The following is a 20993-nucleotide window of genomic DNA, read 5'->3' on the forward strand; positions in this document are numbered from 1 at the left end:
GAAATTGCGTGTTGTCGTTGCAACGAGCAATGACATGGACGGACAAGTGACGTGCCATTACATAGCTCAGATGGTGAAGGGCACTGATGCCAAGGTGACTAGGCTTGCATGTGGCATTCCTCTTGGGGGAGAGATAGACTACCTAGATGAGGGCACGCTACGCGCGGCTCTCTCCTCAAGGTACGTCATTACCTAGCAATTTGACTTTTGTGGATGGTACACGCCCCACCGCAGAGGAAACACCGCCACTCTTCCTGTAGCTGGCAACCACGCACAATTGCCGGGCCCCATGTGGCTATGGGGGAGCGCAACCGGGGAAGGCCAACTAAATTGCCTAGCAAGTTTGCATTGAGAGATGGGATTACGGCTCCCACGGCCTAAGGTGCCTCCATCCACCTTTCCGTAAAGTCACACCAAGCCAAAAGTCTGGCCCCGTTCAGCGAGGCATTATATTGATCTAGCTATATGCAGGTTCTTGACATGCATGGCCCCGTGCAAACTTTACACAACTGGCACAAGATATCCGGCTAGTCACCACGCAACAACGACTCCAGTGCGGCTCTTTCCTCGAGGTACGTCATTGTCTAGAAGCTTTGCGTTGAGATATGGAATGCGGCTCCCGCGGCCTAAGGTATGCCCCCATGTTTCCTTGTAGGCAATTCCAGAAGGCATATGCAACTGCCTATATCACTGAGGTATCTCTCTTTACCCTGCTGAATATTACACACTCACACAGGGGAGCTGCTGCGTCATGCTCTTCCCCCACAACAGCGGGTCTGGTTTGAGTTGCATGTATGGCGAATGTACGGTCCAATGGTGATACCCCATACAACACCCTTAATAATGGTGACTTTAATAATGTGAAGAACCCGCGGAATTTTCTGACAAGATCGCACAGAGGAAACACCGCCACTCTTCCTGTAGCCAGCAACCACGTACAATTTCAACCCCATGTGGTGAGGGAAGAAACTCAACTAGCGGAAGGTCAGACCGTCTCACATGCAACGGTCACGAGAACGCCGCCTGCCCTGCGCAGAGGAAAAGCGTACACAAAACGAAAAAATCCAGCTCCCCCGCATAAAAATCAAATATCCCTATTGACTAAGGAACGCACTCCGGCTACAATGCGGGTAACCTGATTAAGAAATTAATTGGGTAACTGGGGCTTTGTTCTACGGTCAATGCATAACCATTAGGTAACACACACACACTTTATCTTAGTAGAACAAAGCCACCTAAGCTCTCCGCTTGGTGGTAAGTCTACATACTTCACCGGAAAATCGCAAGTGTTTTTTGTTGTGGTGTGCCATTTCAGTCACGCGTGTGTTGGTGTATTGTTGCACAAAACCCCACCTGGGTCTGTATGGCGTACCTATGCCGAATTGATATCGCGGCTCCTAGGCATCCGCGGCGCTTTTTCAAATCTTTGGCCTTCCCTACATACAGAACCAGGCCATTTGCACCCAACATCTTGTAGACACCAGCTACATTGCAGGGAATAGAGTTGAGTGCCTTCTTTACCGCATAACGTGCAATGAGGAGCCTACCAGCCAGATTCTTTTTCAGCACAGACACAACTTATCAAAGCCACAAAGTTAAGTCTCGCGCTAATGATGCTAAAAATCAAGATGCCATGTCTGGCAATGCTTTATATCGTACTCATCATGGAGTAGGTGAATACACATCTATCAAAACTCCACGAGATACCTGATATACCCATGGTGATGTTGTGTCACCGTCATTCTAACTCAGCAGCACACCTGAGAACTGGCAATTGAGCGCCGGCATCACCCTACTCTCGCACAACACCACACCAAATGTACCCCAACTGAAGAGCGCAGCTCGCCTACTTTTTAAATAGTCTTGATAACACCTTATTCATGCGATTTGCAAAGTCAACCGCACTATCAACCTCTTCCCCCTCTACAATGCAGGCTTGATCGAACAGGATGTGCACCATATTTTCCAGTAACTCACTCTCCCCGTTATCCTTGTATTCCCGGAGCAGTCCACTTAACACGGGATGCTCAACATTAAGCTCAAGTATTCTACTGCCCTTATAGCTAAGCTGTTTTTGCTCCCTCAAAAATCTCTCCATCCTGATATCCAATGCGTGCTCTGGAACAGCAAGACATACAAGACTGGTTGTAAGCTTCCGTGAAACTTTGACATCGCTTACAGACTCTCCTAGCACCTTTTTCATGTAAGCAATAAAGGCCTCTACGTTCTCCTGCTGATGCGCGTCGTCGGTGCTTTTCTTCTCCTTTTTCTTCTTCTTGCCTTGATCATCCTCTCCGGTAAACTTCTCCAGATCGCTCTCACCCACCCTGGTTACAGACTTAAAGTGCACCCCCTTGTACTCAAGCACCACGCTAGTCCAAAAGTCATCCACCGGGTCCACAAGCAGCACCACTTCAATCCCATTACTGACCATTCCCTCTATTTGCGGGCTGCGCATTGCGGATTCAAGGTCATTCCCAGATAGATAAAAAATGTGCTCCTGCCCGGGTTTCATCCTGGATATGTAATCTCCCAGACTTATAAGCTCCCCCTCCTTGCTGTTGCTGCTATAAAACCTACACACGGAGAGGATTGACTCCCTAGATTCGGTATCCATTGCCTCGCACAGGCCTTCCTTGAGCACCGGGCCAAAATTCTCCCAGAATGTCTTGTAGCTTTCAGATTCGTTCTCCGCTTTTTCTCGAAGCGCGGTAAGCACCCTCCTGGTCACGGAAGCTTTGATCTTTCCGATCACCATGTTGTTCTGCAGCGTCTCCCTGCTGATGTTAAGTGGCAAGTCGGACGAATCAATGATGCCCCTGAGAAACCGGAGATACTGCGGGATCACTTGCACGTTGTCCTCGGTGATGAACACCCTATTCACATACAGTTTCACCGAGCACCGCCTATCTGGATGAAACAAATCGAATGGCTTTACGGAGGGAACGTACAGCAAGTTTATGTACTCTATTGCCCCTTCATTCTTATTGTGTATAACCATCCACGGTTCGCTTCCTATGTGCGAAATGGAGCGGAAAAATTCCATGTGCTCACTTTCGGAAATTTCGTCCTTTGGCTTCGTCCATATGGCCACCCCGCTATTTAGCTTCTCCTCGGTACCGTCGCTCGTTGCAAGGTATATCGGGTAGCCAACATGGTCAGAGTACGTAGTCACTATATGCTCAACGCGGAACTTATCAAGAAAATCGACTTCGTCCTCTCTGAGCGTCAGGATAACCTTGGTACCCCTGCTTACATCTCCCTCAATTTCCGATACGGAAAAAACGCCATCACCCGAGGACTGCCACCTGTGCCCAATCTTCTCTCCAGCTTTGCGTGACTCTACAACAACATCAGTTGCAACCATGAACACCGAGTAGAACCCAACGCCGAACTTCCCGATTAGGTCGCACCCCTGCGCCCTACCGTCCTTGAACTCCTCCAGAAACCTCTGGGTTCCGGAACTAGCAATGGTCCCCAAGTTATCTATGAGCTCCTGGCGGCTCATCCCTATTCCATTGTCCTGCACCACAAGCTCTCGCCTGTCTTTATCCAAGCTGATAACCACCCTCAGCTCTTCCCCCGCCTCCATGAGGTTTTGGTTAGACAAAAACAAATACCTCAGCTTATCACAGGCATCAGAAGCGTTAGAAATAACCTCACGTAGGAAGATGTCCTTATTGGTATACAGGGAGTGGACCACAAGGCTAAGAACCTTGCCCACCTCAGCGCTAAATTTTAACTCCTCGACGTCCCCCATAATACTGCCCCACTCCAACCAATCCAATAGCTCTACTCTACCTAACCACTGGGCATGAATTTTTCAAGCCCAACCAGCATAAAAATCCTAGTCGCTGTAAACTCTCAGTAGATTTTCCGCGGTCCTTCTTACCTCGGGACTGGAAGCAGTATCTCCCAGTACCTCCCGCATAATACCCACGGCAGCGTTCACGTTATTGCGCCTAAGTTGTAGCACCACCAAAGCCTCCTTTGCCGAAGACTTGTACACACCATCTTTGCTGGAAGCAAGGCGCATGAGCCTGCTTTCAAGCTCATCACCGGTTTCGCCCAAGCTCACAGACAAAACAACGCTCAAATATTCGGCCAACTCTCTCAGCTCACGGGAAAGCCCCTTGACCGCAGCCAGTTTTGCGTACATATCACGCGCGGCAGCCACGTCCTTCTTATCCTTCACGTAGGAATGCGCTAACCTAAACTTCGCCAAATGGGCGCCTGCACCCTTACCATGTGACACCTCTTCCAGACTTTTTATACCCTCCTCACCGGCACCCTTCAGCGCAAAGTACATTGCATCACCGCCTCGTTCTAACATCTCCTCACGACGGTTCTCAAACATAAACGCTGCCCCAGAGGCGCCCAGCACAAGCAGCACTAAAACAACAACCAACCCCCTAAATCTTACGAAAAACCCCCTGACGGCCTCTCCTTCCATTACCTACACCAAACACATACCTCGCCATAGTACTGTAGTGACACCTATTCTCGTAGTCAAGGTTTTGGTGGTATCCAGAGATAATGCACCGGATATTGACTCAGCAACGCGGGTCCACCGGGACACAAACAGCCACTGCAGCGCATGGAAGAAATATGCCAGCGCCGTGATACACTCAACTTAGCAAATCTCGCGTATTAGGAACAGCAGTGCCATAATATTGGGCAGAGGCTAGTAGAAGCGCTACGGTGGCCCCGAAACATGAATTCCAGACCCACAACCGGAACTACGGCAAACCACATTGAAAATCGGGCATGGAACCGCCGCAGACCCAGCATGCAGTTAACTAGCTCTGAGACCACTGATCGCGGCTATCGCACAAGTCATTAATAATGCACTTATGGCACAGGGGAGCGCGCGCCTTGCATACATACCTTCCGTGTAAGACTAACCAGTGATGGGCATACAGCTTCCACTTTTCCGGAACAACCTTGTTGAGCGAGTTCTCCACCCCCAGGACAGTACTTTCCTTAACCAGCCCTATTCTATTACTCACCCTAAAAACATGCGTATCAACCGCGATAGCAGGAATGCCAAACGCAGAATTCAAAAACACACTGGCACTTTTTCTGCCGACCCCTGGGAGGTCAGTCAAGGTATCAAAGTCCTGCGGCACTACCCCGCCATAATCTTTTACAATTATCTCACTCAGCTTGATTATGTTCTTTGCCTTGGAGTTGTATAGCCCTATGCTGTTGATATAACTCTTCAGCCCATCCTCCCCCAAGGCTAGCATCTTCTGGGGTGAATCCGCCACATCAAACAGCTTATCTGTGATTTTATTGACGCTAACATCGGTGGTGCGCGCAGACAGCACTATAGCAACCAGCAAGGTAAACTCATTCCGGTACCGCAGCTCTATGCGTGGGTGCGGATTATCCTCCGAAAACCTACCGAAGAGCAAATCAACGTCCTTCATTACTCTTCATCACCTGAAGGCCGCTCTTCATCTTCTTCCTTGCTGCCATCAACCACAGTGGCCACAGACACAACTTTTTCACCTTTTTCGGTCTTAAACAAAGTGACACCCTGAGTGCTACGCCCGACAACTCTGATATCAGTCACCGCTATACGGATCAGCTTGCCTTTATCGGTGATCAACATAACCTGATCGGTCTGAGACACAGGAAAACTGGCAACCACATTGCCATTCCTTACCGTAGTTAGAATGTTTACGACCCCTACTCCACCCCTGGAAGTGATGCGATACTCGTACGCAGATGTTCTCTTCCCAAACCCATTCTCGGTTACCGTAAGTATGAATTGCTCACTGCACGCCATTTCCAAAAATTGCTCTCGTTCGATTGCATGCTCCTCGAGCATTGGCGCAACTTCATCGCTGACCACACCACTGTGGGATGCAGCAACTCTGGCTTCCACCGGAATTTTCAGATAAGATTCCTTGAGTTCAGAGCTCGCCTCTATGCCATGCAGCACGGACATAGAAATCACCTGATCACCCGCAGAAAGCCTGATAGCCCTAACCCCGTCTGACGTCCTTCCACGAAACTGCCTCACATTACTCACGGCAAACCTGATGCTCTTACCCAACCTACTGGAAAGCAGTACATGATCAGCATACCCGCATACGTGTGCAGATATCAACTGGTCACCAGGAGTCAGAACCATAGCGATTTTCCCGCTCGATGGAACGTACTGAAAATCTGACAGTGCATTACGCCGTATGTTGCCAGAGGCAGTTGCAAATACTACATCGAGGTTCGCTATGCCTACCTCGTCGTCACAGCTAGGAAGTGGCATAACACTGGTAATGGTCTCCCCATCGGAGAGCGGAAAAATATTCACTAGTGATCTACCGCGGGAGCTCGGCTCACCCAATGGGAGTTTGTACACCTTGAGCTTATATACCTTACCCACATTGGAGAAGAACAGTACGCTGGTATGGGTGTCCACTACAAACAGCTTAGTGGTGACGTCCTCTTCTTTTATGCCCTGGGCCACACGCCCCTTACCACCGCGCTTTTGCGCCCTGTAGTTAGACAGTTTTACGCGCTTCACGAACCCGTTCATGGTAACCGTGACGACCATCTCTTCCTTGGGGATCAGGCTTTCTGCGTCAATCTCATCAACAGATTGCTCTATAGCCGTGTTCCTGGGTTTGGCAAGCTTCGCCTTTGCATCAAGCAACCCTTGCTTGACTATATCCATAAGCAGAGAATCTGTGCTCAGAATTTTGGTGTACTCGGTGATCAAGGCAACCATGGATTCCAGTTCCGCCTCCAGCTTTTCTTTTTCAAGCCCAGTAAGGCGCTGCAGCCTCATTTCCAAAATAGCCTTGACTTGGGGAACGGTCAACTGGTACATCCCCCCCTCAACAACACCAGTACTGTCAGACACTAGCTCTATCATGTTTCTAATATCCGCGGAGGGGGCCCATCTACGCTCCCGCAGCGCGGCAGAAGCTTCCGCACTATCCTTTGAGGATTTGATAATGGAAACAACTTCATCGATATTCAGCACCGCAATATACATCCCTATGTACAGGTGCGCTTTTTCTCTAATTTTCTTGAGCCTAAACCTCGTCCTGCGGACTATAACTTCCTTTCTGAAGTCAACGAACGTGGCAATAATCTCGGGCAAAGACATAACCCGAGGCTTATTGTTTTCCAACACAAGCGTATTGATACTAAAACTCGTGCGCAGAGGCGTGAGCCCCAAAAGCTGATTGAGCACCACCTGAGAATCCACCTGCCGCTTGAGCTCTATGGCCACCCGCACACCAGATTTATTAGACTCATCGCGAAGATCCGCAACGCCCTCTATCTTTTTCTCCTTAACAAGCTCGTGAATCCTCTCTACAAGCTTCGCCTTGTTGACCTGATAAGGAATCTCATCAATTATGATCGCCTGCCTACCCGAAGGCAGTTCTTCCGTATGGGTTCTACCACGAACGACTATGGTGCCCCTACCAGAGGCAAATGCAGACCTGATTCCGGCGTCTCCCATGATCACCCCACCGGTTGGGAAGTCCGGCCCAGGAATTATGGCCATCAGCTCGTCCAGGGTGATCTCAGGACGCTCTATATACGCTACACACGCGTCAACAACCTCACCCAGATTGTGCGACGGAATGTTCGTGGACATCCCAACGGCAACCCCGCCCGCGCCGTTAACCAACAAGTTTGGAAACTCGGCAGGCAGTATTACGGGCTCCTCCTCGTTCTCGTCATAGTTGGGACGAAAATCCACAGTGTCTTCGTCAATGTCATTAAGTAGAAAGTGCGCGGCCTCAGACAACCGGGCTTCTGTGTATCGCATAGAAGCGGGGGGATCACCGTCTATCGAGCCGAAGTTTCCCTGGCTATCAATCAGCGGCACCAGGAGGGAAAAATCCTGAGCCATCCTCACCAACGCGTCATAAATGGCGGTATCCGCATGAGGGTGATACCTACCCATTACGTCACCCACAACGCGGGCAGCCTTTTTGTAGGGCTTGTTGTGATCATACCCAGACTTGTACATAGAGTACAAAATCCTTCTGTGAACGGGCTTTAAGCCATCGCGGATATCAGGTATCGCCCTGCTTACAATAACGCTCATGGCGTAAGAAAGGTAGGAGCTCTCTAACTCCTGCTCTATGGAAACCGGTAAAACGCCCCCGCTCATCTGGACAAGGAACACCACAATCTACAAGACCACCCATCTTAATTCCCCGAATCACCGAGGTCAAGGCAATTGTTTGCAGAACACACACCAAATTCAAGTCTGAAATGTGCCCCGCATCCCCAGCAAGCAACGCCTTGTCTCGGTTGCCGTGCGGCTATTACACCTCAAAGTATGGCATAGCTGATATACACAACATCTGAAACGCACCGTAGCGTATCACCAAATTACGCAGTTTAAAGTCGCGGATGGAAGCAGGTTACGCAGCGAACCGTTGTCCGGAAGTAGCAGATTGTGCCGGTGTGACTGAAGCATAGCTGGATATTGTTGTCGATGGGGTGGCGGCACTTCCAGTAGCACCTCCCCCACATGTTGTGGTTACTCCAGTGGTGCCTGTAGGTGCACCTCCACCCGCAGCAGTAGCGGCCTTGTGCTTCCCCTGAACAAAAACAAGTATATTAGCGTGTAGCTTTTCGAGTGCACTATCAGTAATAGTGAAACTACCGCTATTCTTGTCATTGTACATCTTAATGGCGTAGTCCGTAACGGCCTTAAGCGCTTTCTTAACGTTTTCAGGTAGATTACTGACATCTACAGTGGACTGCCCAGAAGCAGTAGATTGTGCTGGTGTGGCACTTCCAGTAGTAGTAGCTGATCCACTACTTGTAAAAACAGCTTCCCCAGTTATAGCTGGATCATCTTCCTCAGACTCACTCTCAGAATCCGCAGAAGAGGAGGCTAGCCGTTTTTGAGCACGATCAACGGTACCGATGTAACTCCCAACAAAACCAAGTATTGCACTTGGTAACTGTCCAGGTACCGCATTCTTCGCTAGTTGCTTACTGGGCTGTGTCGAGTCGTATCGTGCAACGGTGGTAAGCGCATCCTTAACGTCGATAGGTAGATTACTGACATCCACAGTGGGCTGTCCTGATGTAGTGGTGCTCCCCGTACCTCCACTCACAGCCGATGCGGCATCTCCCTCACCCGTTGTGCTTCCTCTGGTGGCCGTAGGTGCGGACGCAGCAGCAGTGGGCCTCTGTCCCGGAGAAGTAGCAGATTGTGCTGGTGTATTCGGTGTACCTTGAGCCTGCGAGGAGTCCTCTGCCTTAGGTGGACCCGCAGTGGGCTGTCCCGAAGTAGCAGATTGTGCTGGTGTGGACGCCGCAGTGGCGGGTTTTCCGTCCCCCCCCCCCCCGTTAGCGATGCACCATTACTCATACACACTCCAAAAATCCAACGCACTGGTGTGTACCGTAATGTATGTAGTAAATACTGTCAACAACACGCGTCGCTATCGTACACCCGTCACACCAAACTCGGCACAGAAGGGGTGGTTGCTACACAGCTGGTATTTGAAGAAGTTTTGGTAAGGGGGAGAAGATTTTTCGCCTCCCCCTATCTATGCAACCTTGTGGCTAAAGAGCGGCCCCTTGCGCTTGCTGTGCTGGTGCAACCAAGACGTCGTCAAGTGTTGCCGATGGAGCAGCGGTGCCAAATGAGCGACATGCACCCGATATGTGGCTGGTGATTGCCTGAAATTTGCCGGCAAATGCACTTCCAAAACCCCCGCTGACATGCTCGGGATGCGCTGCCGTACATGACCCCCCGGCACTTCTTGAACAAATACCATTTAAGCCCTGCTGCAGCCTCTGCTTCCAATGAGAAGTCTGAGCATCTGTATGTGCCCCAGCGTTGATGCTATCGGCATCACCGGGTAATGCTCGCAGCCATACATTGCCAGCAACACCTGTGCTGGGGTGGGTGCCACAGGCAGCAGCCGTATAATAACGAATTGCACCCGCCGCACTATGTAACTTCCTGCAGCTACGGCCCACACTGTCAACATTGCACATCACCAATCTGAGGGAAGATTGGCGTGCCCACTCCCCGCTCCCAATAGTAGCGTAACCACTACTAACGAGATCAACAGCCTTCAACGTGCTAGTAACAGCAGCAGAGATCGCTGCCGCCGCTTCTAGCAGCTGCATGTGAACCGCGCACCAATCATCTATGGCGCGGAGTTCAGCTTGTAGCTCAATACGAGGCTTGTACTTTTCATCGATGGTACGGAGTTCCCGGTGCAACTCTGTGCGAGCATCTATGGTACGGAGTTCCCGGTGCAACTCTGTGCGAGCATCGATGGTACGGAGTTCCCGGTGCAACTCTATGCGAGCATCGATGGTACGGAGTTCCCGGTGCAACTCTATGCGAGCATCTATGGTACGGAGTTCACGCCGCAGTTCCTCACGCGCTTGCCAAGCAATCTCGGCGGCACGAAGTGCACGTTGTAGATCTATCTCACGCTTGTACTTCTCATCGATTTTACGAAGTTCAGCTTGCAGCTCAATACGAGCCCTGTACTTTTCATCGATGGCACGGAGTTCTTGTTTCAGCTGCCAACTTGCAATCAGGGCACAGAGGGCTGTGTATGCTTTGCGATTTATGTCGATGGCGCTAAGTTCCTTGCGTAGTTTGTATTGCTTATCGATGGCACGAAGTTCACTCCGTAACTCCTTGCGCACCCACCAAGAGGCAACAGCAAAACGCTCGCGTTCGTATTTGGCGTCTATATCACGACACTCCTGCTTCAGCTGCCAACTTGCAATCTGAGCACGGCGGGCCGCACTTGCTTTGGTGCTGAGTTCAGTGGCATGGAGATCCGCTGTGTTGTCAGTCGCGCCGGCAGCGGCTTCCAGCAATTTCGGAAGAACTGATACTATCAACCCAACAACACCAGGATCAGCCAACAAACCAAGTAGCAGTACGTCCGGGGAAACTTCAGCCCCCGCGCCAGAGCATTCTCCTCCACTAACTGCACTGCTTGCAGTGGCTCCCGTAGGTGTACCTTGATCTTGCGAGGAATTTTCTACCCCAGATACAATATTGTCCGCGACAGTAGGTGCGGAAGTAGCAATTACACCACTAGAGTGGTGTCCCCCCCCCCCAGCGGTATCATTCGACATAGCAGTACCATTATCCATAACACACTCCACAAAGTTAAGGAATTAATAATGTATGAGTGTGTCATAATGTTGTAAATGCTGTCAACAATACAGTACGACTATTCACTCCTTTACATCAAACTCCCCGCTACAGAGGAGGCGATTGTTGTGGTTGGATTTAGAAGTTTTGGCAAGGGGAGGCTTCTCACCTCCCCTTCCTTCATCTCAGATAACCTGTTGGCTAAAGAGCGGCTCCTTGCGCTTGCTGTGCCGCTGAAACCGAGACATCAGCTACAAATGTTGATGGGTCGGCACCCGTCATTGCACAGGCCATCCCTACAAGTACTCCTAATGCATGACGGTCATTAATAAGTAGGTGCCTATAACATTCACCTAGACTGAAAATAGTATCAACCACGCGCAACATCGCTTGGTCGGCAAGTGCTGCTGCGTGGGTGTCAAGGCCAACATCAATTTCTTGTTGTTCTAGAGTCGCGAACTCTTGCGTAGCATCACAGAAATCAACGAGGGTCCGTGCAAGATTGCAGCAAGCACCAACGGCTTTTACGGTTTTGTGGTCACCGCCAAGCCGGCGGCAAAGCTCACTGTGTAATTCCACGGCATCAGCAGCAGCTGCGCCTGCGTACTGTAAGCAAATTTTGGGCGCATATTCGCGATCAATTGCACGAAGTTCAGCCCACAGCTCTTCGCGAGCCGTAGCTGCCCCATCGCTTGTGTCTGTGGCGTGGCGTTCCACATGTGGCATCTCAGCCACATACACGGCATCATCAAGTAGTGTTTGTAAGGAGGTTCCGTCTGAGCCGGGAAAGCCGTGCCACCATACACCACTCTCTAGAACCTCATGAGGAGGGTAAGTGGCGCGGGCGGCAGCAATCTCTCTTATTTTTTCACGTAAATCGCTGATATCATTGTATATATTGTAAACATCGCGTAGCATCTCGCTGGAAAGTTTCCGAGCCTCCTCTGTACCTGGAGGGTAATGACGATCAATCTGCCCAATAGCATCACGCAGTTTTCCAATAACAGAACTGTACTTGCGCAACTCTTGCGCCAGCTGGTTAATTCGGTACTTGGCGTCTATATCACGACACTCCTGCTTCAGCTGCCAACTTGCAATCTGAGCGCGGCGGGCCTCACTTGCCTTGGCGTTGATGCTGCCGGCATCGGGTGCACCCAGCCCGTGTTTAGCATTGATTTCACGAAGCTCAGCCTGTAGCTCAATGCGAGGTTTGTACTTCTCATCTATGGCACGGAGTTCTTGTTTCAGCTCTTCGCGAGCTAGCTCCGGGTTGCGACTTTTTTCATTCGCAGCAATATTAGCGACACTGGCCCCTAACGCGGCGAGTGCAAGAGCAGCTAGCCCGGTAATGTCCGGATTGTCGCCATCTTGACGTATTACATCATTAATAGCGGATTCTAGATTACCAAGCTTTGGACTCTTCGCAGCAATGTACTTTGCAATGGTAGCAAATGCATCCTTGACGTCACTGGGAACCTCATAACGAGAAGACTGTCCCCCCCCCCCAGCAACATCATTCGGCATAGCAGTATTATCCACAACACACTCCAAAAAATTTTACGTGGCGGGTGTACCACAATATCGTAAATACTGTCAACAACACAGTACTACGCACACACACCTTTATGCCAAACTCGCCATTGCAGAGGAGGTGATTGTTGTGATAGTATTCGGAGAAGTTTTGGTAAGGGGGAGAAGATTTTTCGCCTCCCCCTATCTATGCAACCTTGTGGCTAAAGAGCGGCCCCTTGCGCTTGCTGTGCCGGTGCGAACAAGATATCGTCGAGCGTTGCCGATGGACCGGCACCTCTTAAGCTAAGACATGCGTCCCATGCAATACCTATCGCATCACTCGCTATGTAGAAGAGGGTTCCCACAAGTACAGCAGCACGCACATCTTCGGGAACCCCGATGACAATATCTTGTCCGGGATGCCTTATTTCGTACAAATTCCCGGCAATCGAGACAAGGGTTCGCGCAATCGATGCACAAATCTTTTTATGCCTGCGCTCTAGCTCCTGTCTCCGCTCCTCAGCGCGGGAGTGCTCTGTCCGTGGCATCCCAGCCACATGCGCGGCATCATCACGCGGTGTTTGTGTGCACAAGATACCGTCTAGTGTAGCCGATGGAGCAGCAAGTTTTAAGCTGTTACACGCGTTCAATGCAATATCTCTCGCAACGCTCATTATGTCTTCGATGGTTCCCATAAGTATACCAGCGCGCACGTTTTCGGGAACCCCAGTAACAATACTGTATTCGGGGAAACTTTGCCTCATGTAGATACCCAGCAACCAAGACAAGGGTTCGCGCAATTCTTGAACAAATCTCTTTATACCTGCACTCCTGCTCCTGTCTCCACTCAGCGATCCCAGCACTGATGGCCGCATGTGTCTTGGCGTTAATGCTGTCAACTGCCACCTCAACTTCACGGGACACTTGACGGCTAGCAGACTGTCCCCCCCCCCCATCATCACCAGCAGTACCATTCGGCATAGCAGTACTATCATCCATAACACACACCACACAAAGTTAAGGAATTAATAACATATGAGTGTATCACAACGTTGTAAAACTCTCAACAATAGAGTACGACTGCACACTCCTTTACATCAAACTCTCCGCTATAGAGGAGGCAATTGTTGTGGTTGGATTTAGAATTTTGGTGAGGGAAAGGCTTTTCGCCTCCCCCTCCTCCATCTCATATAACCTTTTAGCTAAAAAGCGACCCCTTGCGCTTGCTGTGCCGGTGCGAACAAGATATCGTCGAGCGTTGCCGATGGACCGGCACCTCTTAAGCTAAGACATGCGTCCCATGCGATGCATCCTGCACTACTCGCTATATGGTTGATGGTTCCCATAAGTATGGCAGCACGCACATCTTCACGAACTCCAGCAATATCTTGCTCGGGATGCCTTGCCTTGCATAAATCCCAGGCAGTTAAGACAAGGGCTCGCGCAATTCCTGAACAAAGCTCTTCAGTGCTGCGACTCCCCCTCCGTCTCAAATCATTTACGATCCGAGAGTAGAGTCCTGCCCTTGACTCACCAGCACTCCGCCCTTGCCGTGCTTGTGGAGTGAGCAAGACACCGTTGAGCGTTGCCGATGGATCGGCATCTCTTAAGCTAAGACATGCGTCCCATGCGATGCATCCTGCAGCACGTGCTATGTAGTTGATAGTTCCCATAAGTATGGCAGCACGCACATCTTCACGAACTCCAGTAATATCTTGCTCGGGATGCCTTGCCTTGCATAAATCCCAGGCAGTTAAGACAAGGGCTCGCGCAATTCCTGAACAAAGCCTCTCATACCTGCACGCTATCTCCCGTGTTTGCCATGCTAATAACAGGACATCGTCGAGTGCTGCCGATGGATCGGCACCTCTTAAGCTAAGACATGCGTCCCATGCGATATTCGTCGCACTACTCACTATGTAGTTGATGGTTCCCATAAGTATGACAGCACGCACATCTTCACGAACTCCAGCAATATCTTGCTCGGGATGCCTTGCCTTGCATAAATCCCAGGCAGTTAAGACAAGGGCTCGCGCAATTCCTGAACAAAGCTCTTCAGTGCTGCGACTCCCCCTCCGTCTCAAATCATTTACGATCCGAGAGTAGAGTCCTGCCCTTGACCCACCAGCACTCCGCCCTTGCCGTGCTTGTGGAGTGAGCAAGACACCGTTGAGCGTTGCCGATGGATCGGCACCTCTTAAGCTAAGACATGCGTCCCATGCGATGCATCCTGCAGCACGTGCTATGTAGTTGATAGTTCCCATAAGTATGGCAGCACGCACATCTTCACGAACTCCAGTAATCTCTTGTCCGCCGAGATAGCATACCCTGTGTAAATCCCCGACAATCGAGACAAGGCGCACCGCACTTCTGAAACAAAGCCTCTCATACTCGCGTTTCAGCTGCCAACTAGCAACCTCAGCAGCACGGTGGATAGTTGCTTGGTGGTTGATGCTGTCAGCATCGGGTGCGCTCAGCCCATACTTGGCATCGATATTGCGACATTCTTGTTTCAGCTGCCAACTAGCAACCTCAGCAGCACGGTGGATAGTTGCTTGGTGGTTGATGCTGTCAGCATCGGGTGCGCTCAGCCCATACTTGGCATCGATATTGCGACATTCTTGTTTCAGCTGCCAACTAGCAACCTCAGCAGCACGGTGGATAGTTGCTTGGTGGTTGATGCTGTCAGCATCGGGTGCGCTCAGCCCATACTTAGCATCGATATTGCGACATTCTTGTTTCAGCTGCCAACTAGCAACCTCAGCGGCACGGGTGGTCACACTCGTCTCGGCGTCGATTCCGGTAGTGCGGGAATCTGCTACGTAAGCCACAATAGCAAAAATTACCAGCAATAGCGGCGAAAGGGTCGTGGCCACAATAGCAAAAGTCACCAACAATAGCGACGAAAGGGTCGTGGCCACAATAGCAACAGCAGAATAGGCCGGCTTGATAATCCACACTACACGCCGGCAGGTGCGGAAGTAACGTTCCACGTTGTTGGAGGATCCCCCCCCCCCAGCAGTACTACTCTGCATGGCAGTGCTATTATCCATAACACACACTCCACAAAGTTAAGGAATTAATAACATACGAGTGTGCCACAACGTTGTAAATACTGTCAACAATACACGGCGCTATGCGTGCAACCAGCGTAGCATGGCAGTTTGCATTGGGCGTCTGTTTAGTTTTTATTGATTGTGCGTTCCCTTAGGGTCCATAATGGGACAGGTGCTTGCGCCCACGTTCTCGGAGCCTTGACATTATGGAACATTGTGACTTCCCAGTAGATGATGCCCAGCATATGTCGGGGTGCAATCCAGAGGAAAGTTTTCTGCTATCCTTAAACGAGGAGCAGAAGGAGGCCGTTTTTTGTGTTGATGGGCCTGTTCTTATCTTAGCGGGAGCTGGAACAGGTAAAACTCGCACCATAACCTCAAGGATGGGTTATATCATCAAGCGTGGGCTCGCGTTTCCCAGCCAGATTCTGGCAGTAACATTCACAAATAAAGCCGCGCGGGAGATGCTTGTTCGAGTGAGCGAGATTGTCGATACCACTGGTATATGGCTGGGAACATTTCACGCAATTGCGGCCAGAATACTGCGTAGCAACGCGGAGCGAGTCGGCCTAAGGAGAGATTTTACAGTCATAGGCCCAGATGACCAGCTGCAGCTCATAAAAGCCATTGTGAATGATACACAACCCGGGCACCCCGCAGAGGAATGCAAAAAAATGATGCATGCGATACAGAGGTGGAAAGAAAAGGGGCTACTACCCGCAGGTGTTACAGATACGGAATTGCAAAAGTGCCCTAACATAGTGCGTGACGTGTATTATGAGTATCAGGAACGGCTAAAGGCCCTCAACTGCGCTGACTTTGGCGATCTTCTTCTGTACAACGTATCGATGTTCAGTGCCCATGCAGACGTCCTTTCCCACTATCAGGAACAGTTTAAGTATGTGATGGTAGATGAATATCAGGACATTAACACAGTACAATACTTGTGGCTCAGACTAATCGTCCAAAAACGTAAAAACATCTGCTGTGTCGGGGATGATGACCAGTCTATCTACAGTTGGCGCGGAGCTGAAGTTGGGAACATACTGAGGTTTGCCGACGATTTTCCTGAAGCGAAGATCGTCAGGTTGGAATGTAACTACCGCTCAACCTCTAACATATTGTGTGCAGCCTCCGCAATTATAAACAACAACAAGTCCAGGCTGGGTAAAAAACTTTGGACCACAAACCATGCGGGGCAAAAAGTTGGCCTCATGAAATTCTGGGATGGCAGGATGGAAGCGCAGTTTATTAGTGAGTACATAAAAGGCTCCAGCGAATACAGATTTGACGAAACTGCAATACTCGTCAGGGCCGGGTTTCAAACCAGAGTGTTCGAGGAGTATTTGGTCAGGTGTGGAATTCCTTACAAAATCATAGGTAGCACCAAGTTCTACGACAGACAGGAAATAAAAGATCTCGTAGCATACCTCAGGGTGGTAACGAACCCTAAAAATGACATAGCGTTTGAGAGGATAGTGAATAAACCGAAGCGGCAGCTTGGAGCCTCTACGGTCGCAAAAATGCGGGCATACGCCAGGGACAATAGGTTGTCTTTGCTCGAGTCTGGGGAGTCTATGATACGCTTCGGACTACTGCCAGAAAGGACCTCCAATACTCTGCAAAATCTGCTCGACAAATTCAAATGCTGGCGAGAAACCTTGGACACTACATCTCTAACAACCGTGATGCAGGCTATAGCTGAGGGTTCTGGCTATATGAACATGCTGAAAGACGAGGGGGATGCCGGCGCATCGAAAATCGAAAACATTAGAGAATTGTTCGCCGCCGTGGGGAACTTTGAGAATGCAACCAAGTTTTTAGAGCACATCAGCTTGGTAACGGAGGTAGACTCACCCGAGCAGGCCAACAACCATGTGTACCTGATGACTTTGCACGCGGCTAAGGGCCTGGAATTCCCACTGGTGTTTCTACCCGGCTGGGAGGAGGGAGTGTTCCCCCACGAAAAATCTATACATGACTCCACTGGAAATGCCCTGGAAGAAGAACGTCGCCTTGCGTACGTGGGCATGACCAGAGCACGAGAGCAGCTGTTTATATCCTGCGTCGCGGTGAGGGAGGTAAACAACTGGAGGCAGCCCATGAAGATATCGCGATTCATAAAGGAGCTCCCTGCAGAGCACGTGCAAGTTCTAAAAAATGTAGATGGCTCCATGCAGCATGGTTGTTAGCATCCAGCCCACTGCCCCACAGCTCTAACCGCTTGCTGGGTAGCCCTTTTTGATGGAAAATATAAGGGCAGAACAAACCCAAACCCGCATGGACCAGCCACATGGTGCTTGCACTCCCAGGGACTTACCTAATACTTTCGCGAAGCGCAGCAGGCCATCAGGTGAGCCACTACCGCAACCTATACCATAGATACACAACTTCAAATGAAGACTGTGCACAGCGATAAGCATTCCGCAAACAACGCACAAACGAGATGAAAGCTCAGGTAGACCGCGGTTACCACATGGTTACACAAGCGTGGGGGTGCCGTCTTGATTTGGTAGCTCCAATCCAACGGACTCTTGTGTCACTACAGAGATCACTAACACTGTACAGAGTATATGCCAAACCGAAGCGGCGCTAGACAAGATACTCAGCACTTGCACCCCAGAAAACTTACCTCATGCTTTCGCGAAATGTACATAGCTGCCCCCAGTTTGCAAGTGTAGGTTGCATATATGCCCGGCACTATTACAATAGCGCTGTTCCATTACATTGCTGTCAGTTGTTGGGGGGAGGGGAAGCGCAGTGCGACTCTTGGCGTTGCTACCAGGTAGGGAGAAGAAAAGCGCGGCGCAACCCCGGCAAGGTGCCGCTGGTAGCGGGAGCAATTGCAGCACAACAAGCAGTAATCTTCCAGACAATGAACAAGCACAGAACGGCAGTGCATCACCCTCTGAGCAGAACGAGGGGTGCACACACGCAACACATGGTGCAGTAGGTAGCGTGGGGTCGTTCTTTTCAGACAGCGTGGCAAATTCACGTGAGGATGTCAGGGATGACACGTTACCCTCATCGGGTTCTGCAGAGCTTGCCGCAACTGCACCTACGCTCAAAACTAGGGTAGATCAGAAAATGAGAGATGCGGCTCCGGAACCTTGGAGTCTGATTTGTGCTTCAACCCATGATAGCTGTGGCATAAGCAGTATACCACAAAACGACATACGGGAGTTTTGCAGGAAGTACCTATACCAGAAACCCAAAGATAGACAAGGCCTGATCAATTTTATAAGGGCTTCCATTACCAATATCTCTACTACATCCATCATAAGCGTTGCTAGTACCGAAAAGGCAAGCATGCGCACCATACATTCCAGCAGCGATGATAGCATAGCGGGAATGAAGGTCACAGAGCAGCACACATTCTATGTACAAAGCAGTGCCAACGGGCATATACACGTCTTAGTGGCAGATATTGAGTACAAAGTCAGGCCCACATCAACGCAAAACCGCTATAAAATCTGTGATCTGAGCATTGAGATAAGACGCGACGGTGTGAACACCAGGCTGTTGTACAGTTGCAATGGCACTTCGGAAGTGTCCTTGCCAATCACGCGGGCCGCACATCGTGGCGCCCAAAATGCGACGTCTGACACGCACTCTGATGCGTCCGACAGTTGCGGCGCAGGTGGGGAATTAATCACGCCAGACGTCGTAGCAGAGACACAGAAACCAAGTAGTGCACACGCTGCAGAAGCAGGGCAGGAGCAAGGGGAGAGCGGCGTTTCTGAAGCCTCTGGGAATGCGCACGCAGAAACGCCGAGAGCCCGTGGTAGCGAGATTCGCAGAGAGTCTTTGACCTCCACTGACGAGGAGCATCAGCATGACCAGCCACTATTTGCCGACACAATAGCTCAGGCAGTCTTACAGACTGCGGGACGTCGCGGCAGTGCGTCATCCACAGATGGAAGTGTTACCGAGACGTTTAGGCAGCGGGCCTACGAATCGTTCCCTGACTACGGTGTGCAGCACACTTTGGCGCCTGAAACATTGCAAAGCAGCGATCAATCGGGAACCGCAAATGCAACAGTAGCAGCTTCGCTATGGTCCGGCACAGAATTTACGCTCGCAAAAGACGTTGAAGAAATTCTGTGTGATGAGCATTTTGTACAAAACCTCTTCTTCGCACAACAAGGGGAAGCCAGTAGCTTTGCTAAAAAGCTGATTCTAGGCATATTTGAAAAGCTGGCTAAACGCTCCCTGCCGGATTCTGACTTCAAAATTGAGGACGAGGTCCTGAGCAGAAGTCGGCTAAAGAAGGAAGGTTCGTATCGCGTCACACATAAGGCAACCATGGTACGCACACGAGATCGCGAGGAGGCAGAAAAAATGCGCGTACACCTCCGCTACACAGTGCGCCTCAACCCCACCACTGACAAACCCTCGGTGCCGGGAACCCATCGCGAGCAGGTGCAGTGCCTCAACACCGAGGATATGGCCTCCAATAGCAGCATACCCCCTGCGGATGCGCAAAACTTACACGACAACAGCATGAGAGGCGGGTGCAACAAGAGCAAGCCAGCATCTGCTCAAGAGGAAGAAGCAAGGTCCCTGCTGGCAAAAATTTTCTGCAGAGTTTACGCGGCTTTCAGGGCAATTTTGCGCACAATATGGAAATTTATCGTTTATCCGTTCACCTTACTTGTCTCGCGCATTAGTCCAAATCGGAATAGCAGCAACATTACGAGCGACGATGTAGTTGTCACGGAGAAAAGCCCGGGTTCACAGATACACAGCTCCTCCCGTGGCAGCCATGCACACAGATCGCAGCACGAAGTTGCGGAAGGTATGCGGGAGAAGCGCAATCCAGCTACAGGCCACAGCGACCTCGAGAGAAAAGGCCGCACAGATAGCGGCTCCCCCTCAACGGCAATGAGCGACGTAGAAGTCAACTCCCTTCGTTCACACGCAAACTTGAGGTCAGCGTGAGATGGCACCCAGACCCAATTTCCTTAACGTGAGTGCGCGGATTCGGTCCTTCTGGCGGCACACGGTAGTTGGTGTGAAGTGCCGCCCATATGGTGTGAACGCTTCGGCAGTAACCTCTGGTTGACTCACAATTGTGGAAATGCTACCCGAGTGCCTCAAGTGCCCAGGTCGTGTGGGGCATGGGTGCGCAACGTTCCGCCATTTGCGTGTCATCACGTTGTAGCGGCTTAGTTACCCCGACATAACAGGCCTCAGGCGCCGTGTGCATGCTCCCTCCCACAAATCGCAAGGTGCTAAAGTGCACCAACTACAGGTAGATGAATTTTCAGTGCGCTGCATGGGCACTTTCCAGATCAGGGTGC

General features: G+C 50.7%; 12 protein-coding genes and 1 pseudogene. 3 read left to right on the forward strand and 10 right to left on the reverse strand.

Annotated elements, in window-relative coordinates:
• Window positions 1-10: 10 nt before the first annotated feature.
• Window positions 11-196: pseudogene (locus ACIS_RS03830) on the forward strand (recombination mediator RecR); the annotation flags it as partial.
• A 1115-nt stretch (window positions 197-1311) separates the two neighbouring features.
• Here ACIS_RS03830 and ACIS_RS03840 read toward each other — a convergent pair.
• The 10 genes from ACIS_RS03840 to ACIS_RS03885 all read right to left on the reverse strand — a co-directional run bounded on the left by ACIS_RS03840 (window position 1312) and on the right by ACIS_RS03885 (window position 15687).
• Window positions 1312-1569, reverse strand: coding sequence for a hypothetical protein (locus ACIS_RS03840; protein WP_148207716.1), 258 nt, complete (start codon window positions 1567-1569; stop codon window positions 1312-1314).
• A gap of 277 nt (window positions 1570-1846) precedes the next feature.
• Window positions 1847-3760 carry a molecular chaperone HtpG gene (gene htpG, locus ACIS_RS03845; RefSeq protein WP_041651245.1) on the reverse strand — a complete coding sequence of 638 codons (1914 nt, stop codon included), beginning with the start codon at window positions 3758-3760 and terminating at the stop codon, window positions 1847-1849.
• A gap of 87 nt (window positions 3761-3847) precedes the next feature.
• Window positions 3848-4453, reverse strand: coding sequence for a hypothetical protein (locus ACIS_RS03850; protein ID WP_012880879.1), 606 nt, complete (start codon window positions 4451-4453; stop codon window positions 3848-3850).
• 346 nt (window positions 4454-4799) lie between these two features.
• Window positions 4800-5432, reverse strand: coding sequence for an endonuclease III (gene nth / locus ACIS_RS03855; RefSeq protein WP_012880880.1), 633 nt, complete (start codon window positions 5430-5432; stop codon window positions 4800-4802).
• Window positions 5432-8140, reverse strand: a complete 2709-nt coding sequence (gyrA, locus tag ACIS_RS03860) for a DNA gyrase subunit A (protein ID WP_012880881.1) — start codon at window positions 8138-8140, stop codon at window positions 5432-5434. The genes nth and gyrA overlap by 1 nt, the downstream gene beginning before the upstream one ends.
• 256 nt (window positions 8141-8396) lie before the next feature.
• Window positions 8397-9101 (reverse strand): hypothetical protein, encoded by a 705-nt coding sequence (locus ACIS_RS03865; protein ID WP_148207717.1) that lies wholly within the window; start codon window positions 9099-9101, stop codon window positions 8397-8399.
• A gap of 454 nt (window positions 9102-9555) precedes the next feature.
• A complete protein-coding gene (locus tag ACIS_RS05485; RefSeq protein ID WP_238523259.1) occupies window positions 9556-11103 on the reverse strand; it encodes a hypothetical protein in 1548 nt (515 codons plus the stop codon).
• A 220-nt stretch (window positions 11104-11323) separates the two neighbouring features.
• Window positions 11324-12646: a hypothetical protein gene (locus ACIS_RS03875; RefSeq protein ID WP_041651246.1), complete on the reverse strand. Its 1323-nt coding sequence runs from the start codon at window positions 12644-12646 to the stop codon at window positions 11324-11326.
• Window positions 12647-12855: 209 nt separating this feature from the next.
• The gene (locus ACIS_RS03880) at window positions 12856-13398 is read right to left on the reverse strand and encodes a hypothetical protein (protein ID WP_238523260.1); all 543 of its coding nucleotides are present in this window, start codon (window positions 13396-13398) and stop codon (window positions 12856-12858) included.
• Between the two features lie 438 nt (window positions 13399-13836).
• Window positions 13837-15687: a hypothetical protein gene (locus ACIS_RS03885; RefSeq protein ID WP_081440543.1), complete on the reverse strand. Its 1851-nt coding sequence runs from the start codon at window positions 15685-15687 to the stop codon at window positions 13837-13839.
• A 209-nt stretch (window positions 15688-15896) separates the two neighbouring features.
• Between ACIS_RS03885 and ACIS_RS03890 the strand changes: the two genes are divergently transcribed.
• Together ACIS_RS03890 and ACIS_RS03895 are read left to right on the forward strand one after the other, a co-directional pair.
• Window positions 15897-17882, forward strand: a complete 1986-nt coding sequence (locus ACIS_RS03890) for an ATP-dependent helicase (RefSeq protein ID WP_010267337.1) — start codon at window positions 15897-15899, stop codon at window positions 17880-17882.
• Between the two features lie 535 nt (window positions 17883-18417).
• Window positions 18418-20631 (forward strand): hypothetical protein, encoded by a 2214-nt coding sequence (locus ACIS_RS03895; RefSeq protein WP_012880887.1) that lies wholly within the window; start codon window positions 18418-18420, stop codon window positions 20629-20631.
• Window positions 20632-20993: the final 362 nt, after the last annotated feature.

Source organism: Anaplasma centrale str. Israel (assembly GCF_000024505.1).
Lineage (GTDB): Bacteria > Pseudomonadota > Alphaproteobacteria > Rickettsiales > Anaplasmataceae > Anaplasma > Anaplasma centrale.

What these genes read in the sequence shown, in the direction of transcription:
- ACIS_RS03880 (WP_238523260.1), bottom strand. Translation starts at nt 13,398, where the DNA reads ATGAGGCAAAGTTTCCCCGAATACAGTATTGTTACTGGGGTTCCCGAA.
- ACIS_RS03850 (WP_012880879.1), bottom strand. Translation starts at nt 4,453, where the DNA reads ATGGAAGGAGAGGCCGTCAGGGGGTTTTTCGTAAGATTTAGGGGGTTG.
- ACIS_RS03875 (WP_041651246.1), bottom strand. Translation starts at nt 12,646, where the DNA reads ATGCCGAATGATGTTGCTGGGGGGGGGGGACAGTCTTCTCGTTATGAG.
- ACIS_RS05485 (WP_238523259.1), bottom strand. Translation starts at nt 11,103, where the DNA reads ATGTCGAATGATACCGCTGGGGGGGGGGGACACCACTCTAGTGGTGTA.
- gyrA (WP_012880881.1), bottom strand. Translation starts at nt 8,140, where the DNA reads ATGAGCGGGGGCGTTTTACCGGTTTCCATAGAGCAGGAGTTAGAGAGC.
- htpG (WP_041651245.1), bottom strand. Translation starts at nt 3,760, where the DNA reads ATGGGGGACGTCGAGGAGTTAAAATTTAGCGCTGAGGTGGGCAAGGTT.
- nth (WP_012880880.1), bottom strand. Translation starts at nt 5,432, where the DNA reads ATGAAGGACGTTGATTTGCTCTTCGGTAGGTTTTCGGAGGATAATCCG.
- ACIS_RS03890 (WP_010267337.1), top strand. Translation starts at nt 15,897, where the DNA reads ATGGAACATTGTGACTTCCCAGTAGATGATGCCCAGCATATGTCGGGG.
- ACIS_RS03885 (WP_081440543.1), bottom strand. Translation starts at nt 15,687, where the DNA reads ATGGATAATAGCACTGCCATGCAGAGTAGTACTGCTGGGGGGGGGGGA.